Source organism: Mycoplana sp. 10N416 (assembly GCF_056394765.1).
Map to the genome: position 1 here is coordinate 58,801 of NZ_JBFTIM010000003.1, position 12,135 is coordinate 70,935.

General features: G+C 62.5%; 11 protein-coding genes. 7 read left to right on the top strand and 4 right to left on the bottom strand.

The annotated features are described in order from the left end of the window. Positions 1-54: 54 nt before the first annotated feature. Entirely contained in the window at positions 55-2,022 is a 1,968-nt protein-coding gene (locus AC1DDS_RS07475) for a DUF2817 domain-containing protein (RefSeq protein ID WP_477478301.1), read from the bottom strand. A gap of 288 nt (positions 2,023-2,310) precedes the next feature. Then, on the bottom strand, positions 2,311-2,625 hold the full coding sequence (locus AC1DDS_RS07480; protein ID WP_477478302.1) for a low affinity iron permease family protein: 315 nt from the start codon (positions 2,623-2,625) through the stop codon (positions 2,311-2,313). A gap of 166 nt (positions 2,626-2,791) precedes the next feature. Here AC1DDS_RS07480 and AC1DDS_RS07485 point away from each other — a divergent pair, with 166 nt between their 5' ends. Then, positions 2,792-3,265, top strand: a complete 474-nt coding sequence (locus AC1DDS_RS07485) for a low affinity iron permease family protein (RefSeq protein ID WP_477478303.1) — start codon at positions 2,792-2,794, stop codon at positions 3,263-3,265. 259 nt (positions 3,266-3,524) lie between these two features. Here AC1DDS_RS07485 and AC1DDS_RS07490 read toward each other — a convergent pair whose 3' ends face one another. Continuing rightward, complete coding sequence (locus tag AC1DDS_RS07490) at positions 3,525-4,253, bottom strand: IclR family transcriptional regulator (RefSeq protein WP_310416876.1); 729 nt, start codon at positions 4,251-4,253, stop codon at positions 3,525-3,527. Between the two features lie 169 nt (positions 4,254-4,422). Here AC1DDS_RS07490 and AC1DDS_RS07495 point away from each other — a divergent pair, with 169 nt between their 5' ends. The 5 genes from AC1DDS_RS07495 to AC1DDS_RS07515 all read left to right on the top strand — a co-directional run bounded on the left by AC1DDS_RS07495 (position 4,423) and on the right by AC1DDS_RS07515 (position 9,084). Continuing rightward, positions 4,423-5,178, top strand: coding sequence for an ABC transporter ATP-binding protein (locus AC1DDS_RS07495; protein ID WP_477478304.1), 756 nt, complete (start codon positions 4,423-4,425; stop codon positions 5,176-5,178). Continuing rightward, complete coding sequence (locus tag AC1DDS_RS07500) at positions 5,171-5,911, top strand: ABC transporter ATP-binding protein (protein ID WP_477478305.1); 741 nt, start codon at positions 5,171-5,173, stop codon at positions 5,909-5,911. Before AC1DDS_RS07495 ends, AC1DDS_RS07500 begins: the two co-directional genes overlap by 8 nt. A 31-nt stretch (positions 5,912-5,942) precedes the next feature. Then, positions 5,943-7,148: an ABC transporter substrate-binding protein gene (locus AC1DDS_RS07505; protein WP_477478306.1), complete on the top strand. Its 1,206-nt coding sequence runs from the start codon at positions 5,943-5,945 to the stop codon at positions 7,146-7,148. Between the two features lie 63 nt (positions 7,149-7,211). Continuing rightward, positions 7,212-8,099, top strand: coding sequence for a branched-chain amino acid ABC transporter permease (locus AC1DDS_RS07510; protein ID WP_477478307.1), 888 nt, complete (start codon positions 7,212-7,214; stop codon positions 8,097-8,099). 1 nt (position 8,100) lies between these two features. After that, positions 8,101-9,084, top strand: coding sequence for a branched-chain amino acid ABC transporter permease (locus AC1DDS_RS07515; protein WP_477478308.1), 984 nt, complete (start codon positions 8,101-8,103; stop codon positions 9,082-9,084). A gap of 68 nt (positions 9,085-9,152) precedes the next feature. Here the strand turns inward: AC1DDS_RS07515 and AC1DDS_RS07520 are convergent, their stop codons facing one another. Then, the gene (locus AC1DDS_RS07520) at positions 9,153-9,791 is read right to left on the bottom strand and encodes a TetR/AcrR family transcriptional regulator (RefSeq protein ID WP_477478309.1); all 639 of its coding nucleotides are present in this window, start codon (positions 9,789-9,791) and stop codon (positions 9,153-9,155) included. A gap of 250 nt (positions 9,792-10,041) precedes the next feature. On the opposite strand from AC1DDS_RS07520, the gene AC1DDS_RS07525 reads away from it, so the two are divergent. Further along, positions 10,042-12,132 (top strand): oxidoreductase, encoded by a 2,091-nt coding sequence (locus AC1DDS_RS07525; RefSeq protein ID WP_477478310.1) that lies wholly within the window; start codon positions 10,042-10,044, stop codon positions 12,130-12,132. Positions 12,133-12,135 lie beyond the last annotated feature (3 nt).

Genomic DNA, 12,135 nt, shown 5'->3' on the forward strand with positions numbered 1-12,135 from the left:
CATGCCTTCACATTAACCGGGCTCCTCACCCGGATGCTTGAAAGCGCGCCGACCTCAGAGCGTACGGGCCAGAAACTGGCGCAGACGCTCCGACCGCGGATTGGCGAACAATTCCGCCGGCGGACCTTCTTCCTCCACCTTTCCCTGGTGGAGAAATAGAATCTTGTGGGACACCTCACGCGCAAACTGCATCTCGTGCGTGACGAGGATCATGGTGTTGCCCTCTTCCGCCAGTTGGCGAATAACGCGCAGCACTTCGCCGACCAGTTCCGGGTCCAGCGCCGAGGTCGGCTCGTCGAGCAGGATGACCTTGGGACGCATGGCGAGCGTGCGGGCGATGGCCGCACGCTGCTGCTGGCCGCCGGACAATTGGCCGGGATACTGGGCGTGCTTGTCGGACAAACCGACCTTCTTCAGCAGCGCGTGGGCATGTTCGATCGCGTCGGCTCGGCTTTCCTTCAGAACATGCAGCGGCGCCTCGATAATATTTTCGACCACGGTCATGTGCGGCCAGAGATTGAAGTTCTGGAACACCATGCCGACGCGGGCGCGGATACGTTCGACCTGCCGCATGTCGGTGGGCACCGCGCCCCCGTCGGCGGTCTTCTTCATCTTGATTTCTTCGCCATCGATGATGATGCGGCCGTCGTTCGGCTGCTCGAGCAGGTTGATGCAGCGCAGGAAGGTGCTCTTGCCGGAGCCGGACGAGCCGATCATCGACACGACCTCACCGGGTTGCGCCGAGACGCTAACGCCGTTCAGAACTGTAAGCGGGCCGAAGCGCTTGCGGATATCGTGCACCTCGACCGCAGGCCTCTCGCCGGCCTTCGGCTCGGCAGGAGCCGGGTGCGCGACGGTGGCGGCAACAGCGGCAACGGCGACGACCAGCTTCTCTTCGCCTGCGCCGCCGACCCGCTTCAGGTCGGCAAAGGCGCGATCGAAATAGCCAAGGCTTGCGCTCAGACAGTTGCGCTGCCAGTCCGGGTCTTCCGGGATGAAGCCCGATCGCAGCGTCGCCTTGATCTTCTGGCCGAGCGGACTGTCGACCTTGCCGAACAGGTGCAACCAGTTGTCGGCCTGCACCGCATCCGACATCACTTTGCCTTCCAGCGTCCCGCATTCGACGACGAGCGGCAGAACCCGGGCCTTCGGCATCGCCTTGCGGACGGCTGCGGAGACATATCCAGTCGCCGTCGCGGCAATGCCGGTATCGGTGGTGGCGTTTTCGCCGGTGACGACGACGGACAGCGCCGGGCCAAAGATGCCACTGCCCCATGCCAGGCCGGCATGATCGTTCTCGGCCACCGACAGCAGCGCCGGATAGCCATAAGGGCCGGCGCCGGTGTGCAGGTCGAAGACCACGACGTCCGACGCCTGCTGGGCGAAGGTCGCCAGAATGTCGTTCAGCGTGCGGTTCGACCAGACCGGGCCGTTGCCACCATAGAACAGGCCGTCAGGGAATTCGTACTGACCGGCCTCGATGATCGGCGCGAGGCCGGCATAGCCGCCATTCGCCTTCATCGCCGCGGCGAGCGCCTCGTCGGCCTTGTTGCGATCCGGCCCTTCCCACTCGTGGCAGACGAGCGCGGAGTGGAGGTCGACATAGCGGGCGTTCTTGGGAGGACCAGCCTGCCAGTCAATGAAATTGCGATTGAGGTCGACATTGTCTTCGTTGACGCGGCGCGACCAGGCCGTACCCCAGGGGTTGATCAGGTGGATGACGAGGACCGCCGTGTCGTCGGGAAGACGCCACGGACAGTTTTCGGCAAGCCAGGTCGACTGGCAGGCCGAGCCGAACTGGCCTTCCACGCCATGAGTACCCGAAATGAGCACCATCAGTTTCGACGCGTCGCGGCGGCCGAGAAAAGCGACGTCGGTGGCCAGATGCTCGCCACCCGGGCCATTCAATGGATGGCAGTACTCGTGAAGCTCAGCACCGGCCTTCTGTGCAGCGGCGAGGAAGCGCGCGCGCAGGGTCGTATAGTCAACCGAGTAAGTCGTCACGGGGGGCATTTGATGCATGCGAAGCTGTCCCAAGTTAAAAAGCTGAACAGGCATTTTTGCCTTGTTTAGGAGTTCCCGTTTTTTTAATGGTTATAGGAGCTCCCCATATATGTCTATACATTTTTGGCGGCGACCCGTAAAATCTATGGGGAGGGCGGTTTCTCCGGGACTACAAGCGATCAACTACCGGGCGCCCCGCAAGCTGCGGCGCTTTTTCCATCCGGAAGGTGTAGGATCGTTCTCCTGTCGTCGACCGGCACCTCACCAGGGTCGGCCAATACGGTGCTGCCGCGGGCGCGTATTCAGTCAATCCTTTTGGACGTCACGGAAGCTTTCGATCTCCTCTGGCTCCTTCTCGTCCATGTGCGTGATTTCATCCCGCGCCTTGCCCTGCGCGAGCAGCAGTTCATCAAGCTTTGCGTGAATGGCCTGTGTGTCTCGGTGCTCAGCGCGCTGGATCAACAGCGTCATCGACCACGTGGCGAGCGTGGCAACGCCATACCACCTCAGCGTCTCAGGGCTGAAGACCAGCCATCCGAACGTATAAATGGTAACGATCACGAAAGCCGATGGACGAGTTGTCCAAGTGCCCAATTGCGTCAAAAGGGATTGCCACTGCATCGCGCCCTCCATCCATTGTGGAGCCGCAATCCGTACCAAGCATTCTAGTTCCACCTGATTGCCTGGAATACGGATAGGCGCGGAGGTCTGCAGGTACGTTCCCTCTGCAGGTCGAAACTTTTCCGCGGATCGGAAGTTTTTCCGGCATTGTCCATGGAGAATGACGATGCAGGGCCTCCGCCACCTATTCACCACCTTCGCAAACCACGTCTCCGAGGTCTGCGGTAGACCCGGCACCTTCATGCTCGCGCTCACGAGCGTCGTGGTGTGGGCGGTCACGGGACCGTTGTTCGGTTACTCGGACACCTGGCAGCTCGTGATAAACACCTCTACCACCATCATCACTTTCCTGATGGTCTTCATTTTGCAGAACTCGCAGAACCGAGATGGCAAGGCGATGCAGGCCAAACTGGACGAATTGATACTCACGAGCAAGGCCGCAGAGAACCGTTTCGTCGGCGTCGAGCGCCTGGAGGAAAACGAGCTCCGCAATCTCAGCCGCGCGCTCGCCGACCGCGCGGAGCGAATGGAAGCGGGTGAGGACGTCGAACCAATCGACATCCCCGAAGCGCTTAAGGATAGGCCAGAGCCGCCGCCTGAAGATGCAGGAAAAGCGAATGCGCGGATAAACGAGGGCTGATGACCAGTTCCCCTAATGCCGCAACATCATGCCGGGCTTTCGTGCCGCCATGCGGTCCCTCGACGGGAGGCCCGAATGTGGGTCGAAATTGAATGCAATTCAACGACCCAGTGGCTTTTGGCAGCGCGGACCGCTGCGACCAATCAGTCAGTCATCGAGGCAATCCACACGATGCGGAAACGACAGGTGAGATACAATTCAGCGCCACCCCTCGCCGAGCGGTTCGCCGTTTGGATACGGGGCTACGCAACGACGCTCTTCATATGCCGCCAATGAGGCTGGCGGCGGCGCGAAGATGCGCTACCAGCGCTTCCCGATTGTTCTGCATGCGGTAAACGGGGCCGGCAACCGCAAGCCCGAAGCGGCGCCCCCCGGTCTCAACGGGGACACCAAGCCCCATCACGTCGGGCGTAGATTCCGCAATATCCTCGCACCAACCGCGAACGATCGACGCATCAAGTTCCGCGGCCAGTTGGCCTTCGTCCTTGGTCAACTGCTGATCGGGAAAATAGCGCAATCCTTGCAGGATCCCGGCCCGTTCCGACGGTCCGTAGCTGATGAGGATAGCCTTACCGCTTGAGGTCATGTGGATCGGCCGTCGCTCGCCGACCTTGGCGAAATAGCGAATCGGGGCGGTGGACTCCACTACGTCGACGTAGACGACGTCATTCTGCTCGCGCGCCGACAGCACGGTCGTCTCGCCCGTCGCCGCTGCGAGCGCCTGCAACTGGCCGTGGATGCGCGCCGTCAGCGGATCTCCGTCCATCGTCGCGCGGGCTAGCGCGAGCAGTCGTTGCGTTGGGTAGTAGCCGCCCCTCGGTTTCGTCTCGTAGAGGAAGCCCCGGCTCACCAGCGTCTCGATGATATTGAAGGTGCTGGACTTTGGTATGCCCAGCGCCTGGGACAATGCCGTGAGCGTCAGCGGCGACCGCTCCCGTGCATAGATCTCGAACAAGTCGAGGACATTGTCGATCTGTCTGACGCGCATGGAACCTCCGCGGGAACGGCGCTCTATGACACTTTTGTTTCGACGGTGCAATAGTTCAAGCATGTGAACTATTGCACCTGATACTGAATTTGTTTGACACCGGCAGCATCGCCCCATAGCGTTGGCATACAAGGGCGCAAGACCCTGGAGGGGAAAATCGGGAGGATGCATGGCCGAAGACATAATCCTGTCTTCCAGTGGTCTGACGAAGGAATTCAAAGGCTTCATCGCAGTAGACGGCGTGGACATAAAAGTCCGGCGGGGCACGATCCATGCCCTGATCGGGCCGAATGGCGCGGGCAAGACCACCTGCTTCAACCTGCTGACCAAGTTTCTAAACCCGACCCGCGGAACGATCACCTACAACGGCCAGGACATAACCCGTCGGAAGCCCGCCGACATCGCCCGGCTCGGCCTGATACGCTCGTTTCAGATTTCGGCCGTCTTCCCCCGCATGAGCGTGCTTGAAAACGTCCGCATCGCCCTGCAGCGGGGACGGCGGGATTCCTTCGCGTTCTGGCGATCTGAACGGGTGCTGGACAGCCTGAACCACCGCGCCAGTGAGTTGGTCGAAACCGTGGGGTTGGCCGATTTCACAGGCACGATGGCCGGCGAACTGTCCTACGGTCGCAAACGCGCGCTGGAGATCGCCACCACATTGGCGCTCGACCCGGAAATGATGCTGCTCGACGAGCCGATGGCCGGCATGGCCGCAGACGATGTCGATCGGATCACTCAGGTGATCCGTCGCGTCTCGCAGGACCGGACCGTGCTGATGGTCGAGCACAACCTGTCGGTCGTCTCGACCCTGTCCGATTTCATCACGGTGCTCGCCCGCGGCAAGGTCCTCGCGGAGGGTACCTACGCGACCGTTTCGAAGGATCCGCGCGTTCTCGAAGCCTATATCGGTGCCGGCCATGCATAGCGCTGCTGCAACCCAACCTGCCTCGGCAGCCACGGACACACTGCTCGCCGTTCGCGACCTCAACGCCTGGTACAGCGAGTCGCATGTGCTCCACGGCATGGCGTTCGACGTACGCGCCGGCGAGGTGGTCACCTTGCTCGGCCGCAACGGCGCGGGAAAGACGACCACGCTCAAGGCGATCATGGGCGTAATCGAGAAACGCCGGGGCTCCATCCGCTTCAGGGACAGCGAGCTCGTCGGCCTCGCATCACGCCACATCGCCAAGAAGGGGATTGCCTGGTGCCCGGAGGAACGCGGCATTTTCTCCACTCTCGATGTCAAGGAGAACCTGATGCTGCCGCCGGTCGTGGCGCCAGGCGGCTTCACGCTCGATCAGATCTTCGAACTCTTTCCGAACCTGAAGGAACGGCTGCACAGCCAGGGTACAAAGCTTTCGGGCGGCGAACAGCAGATGCTGGCGATTGGCCGCATCCTGCGCACCGGCGCACGCCTGCTGCTTCTGGACGAGCCGACAGAGGGCCTTGCGCCCGTCATCGTCCAGCAGATCGGCCGCATGATCCAGAAACTGAAGTCGATGGGCTTCACCATCATCCTGGTCGAGCAGAATTTCCATGCCGCCGCAACCGTTGCCGATCGCCATTACATCGTCGAGCAGGGACGCGTCGTCGACGAGATCGCCAATGCCCAGTTGGAGGCCAACATGGGCAAGCTTCATCGCTATCTTGGCGTCTGAAATCTTCGTTTAACACAGGGAGTGAGGAAAAATGAAGATCGGAAAACTAATCCTGGCCGCAGCCGCGGCGGCTTTGATGTCTGGAAGCGCGCTCGCCCAGGACAAGATCGACGTGAAGCTCGGCGTGCTGAACGACCGCTCCGGCACCTATGCCGACCTTTCGGGCGAGGGCTCGGTCGTCGCCGCGAAGATGGCGGTCGAGGATTTCAAGGCGGCGGACAAGGGCATCAATGTCGAGGTGATCTCCGCCGATCACCAGAACAAGCCGGACATCGGCTCGAGCATCGCCCGCCAGTGGTATGACCAGGATGGCGTCGACGTCATCCTCGACGTCCCGACGTCGTCGGTGGCGCTTGCGGTCGCCGAGATCACCAAGGAAAAGAACAAGATCTTCATGAACTCCGGCGCGGGATCGTCCGACCTCACCGGCAAGGCCTGTTCGCCCAACACCGTCCACTGGACCTATGACACCTGGGCCCTGGCCAACGGCACCGGCAGCGCCATGGTCAAGGCGGGCGGCGATTCCTGGTTCTTCCTGACCGCCGACTATGCCTTCGGTCATGCGCTCGAGCGTGACACCGGCGCAGTGGTCGAGAAATCCGGCGGCAAGGTGCTCGGCAACGTCCGCCACCCATTCCCGGGGCAGGACTTCTCGTCCTTCCTGCTGCAGGCGCAAGGCTCGGGCGCCAAGGTCATCGGCCTGGCAAATGCCGGAGCCGACACCACCAACGCCATCAAGCAGGCGGCCGAATTCGGCATCGTCCAGGGCGGTCAGAAGCTCGCTGGCCTGCTGACCTTCGTCACCGACGTCAAGGCACTCGGGCTGAGCACGGCCCAGGGCCTGGTTCTGACAGAAGCCTTCTATTGGGACCAGAACGACGGCACGCGGGAGTTTTCCAAGCGCTTCGCCGAGCGGCACGGCGGCGCCATGCCGACCATGGTACATGCCGGCGTCTACGCCTCGGTCCTGCACTACCTGAAGGCGGTCGAGGCAACCAAGGGCAAGGATACCGCTGCCGTCATGGCCAAGATGAAGGAGACCCCGTCCGAGGATCCCCTGTTCGGCAAGGGTGAAGTTCGTGCCGACGGCCGCCATGTCCACGACATGTATCTGTTCGAGGTCAAGACGCCAGAAGAATCCACTTCCGACTGGGACCTCTACAAGACGGTCGCTACCATCCCGGCGGCGGAAGCCTTCCGCCCGCTGGCCGACGGCGGCTGCAGCCTCGTCCAGTAACGTCGAGAACCCCTGCCCGGGGGCATCCGCTCCCGGGCCCTACTCTTTCCGGAACACGATCCGATGGCTGAAATTTTCGGTATTCCGTCCGCTGCACTCTACGGTCAGTTGCTGCTCGGCTTCATCAATGGTGCGTTCTACGCAACCCTGAGCCTCGGCCTCGCCGTCATCTTCGGACTTCTCAACATCATCAATTTCACCCACGGCGCCCAATACATGATGGGCGCGTTCGTCGGCTGGATGCTGCTCACCTACCTCGGCATCGGTTACTGGCCGGCCCTGGTCTTGGCGCCGCTGATCGTCGGGGCCATCGGCATGGTCATCGAACGGACAATGATTTCCCGGCTCTACAAGCTCGACCATCTTTATGGGCTGCTTTTGACCTTCGGCCTCGCTCTCATAATCGAGGGCTTGTTCCGCAACGGCTACGGAGTGTCGGGTCTGGCTTACGCCATCCCGCCGCAACTTTCGGGCGGCGTCAATCTCGGCTTCATGTTCCTGCCGCTCTACCGGGGCTGGGTCGTCGTTGCCTCGCTCGTCGTCTGCCTCGCCACCTGGTTCATAATTGAAAAGACCAGACTCGGCGCCTATCTCCGCGCCGCTACGGAAAATCCGACACTCGTGCAGGCGTTCGGCATCAACGTGCCGCTGCTCGTCACGCTCACCTACGGATTCGGCGTCGCACTCGCAGGCTTTGCCGGGGTGCTGGCGGCACCCATCTACGCCGTCAATCCGATGATGGGCTCGAACCTCATCATCGTCGTCTTCGCGGTCGTCGTCATTGGCGGCATGGGCTCCATCCTCGGCGCCATCGTCACCGGCTTTGCGCTCGGCCTCATCGAAGGCCTGACCAAGGTTTTCTATCCGGAGGCCGCCGCAACGGTCATCTTCGTCATCATGGCTATCGTGCTGCTCGTGAAGCCGGCCGGGTTGTTCGGAAAGGAGGCCTGACATGAACGCCAAGGCAGAATCCGTGCGTGCCGACGCCATCCTTGTCGGTCGACCCACCGGCGACAAGCGCCTGCACGTGATGATCTTTCTCGCTCTCGCGGGCCTGCTTCTGGTCGCGCCGAGCCTGCTTTATCCGTTCTTCCTGATGAAGCTTCTCTGCTTTGCGTTGTTTGCTTCCGCCTTCAACCTGCTTTTGGGCTATGGTGGCCTCCTGTCGTTTGGCCACGCCGCCTATTTCGGCATGGCCAGCTATGTCTCGGCCCACGCCGCCAAGGTCTGGGGCCTTTCGCCGGAACTCGCCATCCTGGCGGGAGTGGCGACCGCGGCCGGCCTCGGTCTAGTTTTTGGCGCTCTCGCCATCCGCCGCCAGGGCATCTACTTTGCGATGGTCACGCTGGCCTTCGCCCAGATGACCTATTTCTTCGCGCTGCAGGCTCCCTTCACCGGCGGCGAAGACGGTATCCAGGCGGTGCCGCAGGGATATCTGTTCGGCTTCCTGGATCTATCCGACACGATGACGCTCTATTATGTCGTGGCCGCAATTTTCCTGCTCGGCGTGCTTCTGATCTATCGCATCGTCCACTCGCCCTTCGGGCAGGTGTTGAAGGCTATCCGCGACAACGAGTCCAGGGCCGTGTCGCTCGGTTACCGTGCCGATCACTACAAGCTGGCGGTCTTCGTGCTGTCGGCAACCTTGGCTGGCCTCGCGGGCGCTACCAAGGCAATCGTCGTCCAGTTGGCATCGCTTACGGATGTCTACTGGGGGATGTCGGGCGAGGTCGTGCTCATGACGCTGCTCGGTGGCATGGGCACCATATTCGGGCCGATGGTCGGTGCCGCGATCATAATCACGATGCAGAACTATCTGGCCAGCCTCGGTGCCTGGGTCACGGTGGTGCAAGGTGTCGTCTTTGTCATAGCCGTGCTGCTATTCCGCGAAGGCATTGTCGGTGTCTTGTCCAAATGGATCAAGAAGCCGCTTTAAGGCGGCACTCCAGTCCACCCGGTCCCGCTCGAACGACACGACGCTTCGTCGGTGCCGGCCTCGATCCTTCAGGCATAGGCGCCACGGCGCAAGCCTTCCACCCAGTTGCGGCAAATCTGGACGCCCTCCTCGGGTTTGAAGGAAGAGGGGTTCAAGCACCATGCGAGCCAGAGGCCATCGAGCAGCGCGGTGAAAGCGACGGCCGTCAGCCGGATGTCGCCGATCGCGAAACCTTCGGATGCCGCCAGGTCGCCGAGCAGCCTTTGGATGGCGGCAACATAGTCGGAGTATTCGCCCTGCTGCGAGGCGCTCATCCGCGGCGAATGAAGGATCAGTCCCCAGAAGACCACCCAAACGCCGAGCACGTCGCGGTCGAACAGCATGGGTGAGAACGACGCCTCGATAAACGCGTCCAGCCGCTTCTGCGGGGTTGGTTCCGCCTCGTCGACGGCCGACAGGAGCGCCTGCAGAAGCCCGGCCGACATGATGTCGAAGGCATAAGCGACCAATTCGTTGATCTCGCCGAAATGGTGGGTGATCAGCCCTTGCGTGACGCCTGCCTCGGCGGCGATCTGGCGCACCGAGACGCCGGCATTGCCGTGCTTGACAATGCAGCGAAGGGCCGCCTCGCCGAGCTGCCGGCGGCGGTCCTCGGGCGTTTCCCGACGATAACGCGCCCTGCCCTTCGTCTGTTCGCGGCGTGCCAATCGCGTGTACCTCTGTGCCTGCTGCTCTTGCTTGGTCTGACCGCCCTTTGCCAAGACGTCACCGCCGAATTTTTCGCGTTCGTTTCGCGGCAGGCGCTCATGACGGTTAGATTAAATACATGGAAATGAACGCTTTTCAAGAGATGTTATACGATCTTATAATTTCGGTTGCGAAATCCAATGTTCCATGCCTATCCTTGCCTTCAATGACCTGCTGGAAAAATGGCAGGCGGGGAACGAGGACTGAAACATGGCGCGGGATTCTCGCTACGATGTGCTGTTCGAACCTGTTCGGATCGGCCCGGTAACGGCGCCGAACCGCTTCTACCAAGTGCCGCACGCAAGCGGCATGACCAATGCGCTGCCGAGGGTGCGCGCAGCCTTCCGTGAGACCAAGGCCGAAGGCGGCTGGGGCGTTGTCTGCACCGGCGCCTGTTCCATCGATCCGAGCTCCGACGACGCGCCGCTGCCGATGGCGACGATGTGGGACAGAAACGACATCCGCGCGCATGCGCTGATGACCGAGGCCGTGCATCGACACGGTGCGCTCGCCGGGGTCGAGCTGTGGCACGGCGGCGCATCGGTGATGAACCGGGCCAGCCGCCTGCCGCCATTGTCGCCGTCCGGCATCCCCTGGATGGCGACCCATGTCGGCTTCATGGGCAATCTTCGCCCGCGCAGCATGGACAAGGCCGACATCAGGGCCGTGCTGGATTGGCAGGCAGAAGGCGCCCGAAAGGCGCGCACCGCCGGCTTCGACATCATCTACGTCTACGCCGGCATGGGCTATCTCGGCTACGAGTTCCTGCTGCCGGAGTACAATCATCGCACCGACGAATACGGTGGCAGCATCGAGAACCGCGTCCGCTTCGTCCGCGAAATGCTGGAGGTTACCCGCGATGCCGTCGGCAGGGATTGCGGCGTCGCCCTGCGCGTCAGCCTCGAGGAACTGCGCGGCCGTCCGGGCACCCACGAACAATCCGAGGCGCACGAACTCGTCCGCCTGCTGTCCGACCACACCGATCTCTTCGACGTAAAGATGGATTCGAGCCCAACGGACTGTTCCGCCTCCAGGTTCACCGGCGAGGGCAGCCACGAGCCGGTGATCGACTTCGTCAAGGCGATGACCGACAAGCCGGTGGTCGGCGTCGGCCGCTTCACCTCACCCGACACCATGGTGTCGCAAGTCCGCCGCGGCGTGCTCGATTTCATCGGTGGCGCACGCCCCTCGATCGCCGACCCCTTCCTGCCCGCCAAGATCCGCGAGGGCCGGATCGAGGAAATCCGCGAGTGCATCGGCTGCAATATCTGCATCTCCAGCTGGCACGACGGCGTTCCGGTGCGCTGCACGCAGAACCCCACCGCCGGCGAGGAATGGCGCCGCGGCTGGCATCCGGAACGGGTTGCGCCGGCTCAACGGCACGAGAAGGTACTGATCGTCGGGGGCGGTCCTGCCGGCCTCGAATGCGCCCTGACCGCAGCCCGACAGGGCCACGACGTGACGCTCGCCGATGCCGGCTCCAGCTGGGGCGGCAGGCTCACCTTTGAGAAGACCCTGCCCGGCCTTGCCGCCTGGAACCGCGTCGTCGACTATCGCCTCGGGCGGCTGAACGAGATGCCGAACGTCTCGATGTACCTCGAAAGCCGGCTCGGCGTGGACGAGATCATCGACCTCGCCCCCGATCACCTTGTGCTTGCGACCGGCGCCCGTTGGACCCGGATGCTCTATTCCTCGATGGAGATCCCGGTCGGTCGATTGGAGCACCCGGAGGTCTACACGCCCGACGACATCGCGGCCGGCCGGCGGCCGCAGGGACCGACGCTCGTCTTCGACTTCGACAACTACTACTGTGGCGGTGTCCTGACCGAGCACCTCGCCGCCAGGGGGATCGACGTCGCCTACGTTACGCCGGCGGGCCAGGCCTCGGCCTGGACGATCATGACGAACGAGCTGCCGCTGGTGCACCGGGCACTCTCGCGCCGCAACGTCCCGGTCACGACACTACAGACGCTGAAGGACTTCGACGGCGAGACCGCAACGCTGGTCCACCTCTTCACCGGCGAGGAGACGAGGGTGCAGTGTCGCTCCGTCCTGATCGTCGGACTGCGCACGCCGCGCAACGAGCTGCAGGAAGCAATCGAGGTCCGACGCGCGGATCTGGACGCCGCCGGCATCAGGAGCATCACCATAATCGGCGATGCGCTCGCGCCCGGAGCGATCACCCATGCGGTGCACAGCGGCCACAAGGCCGCGCGCGAACTGGGGCAGAACGGCAGCCGCCGACCCTATCTGCGCGATACGCCGATCACCGATTGCGAACTGGCCGAGGCGGCCGAATAGGAG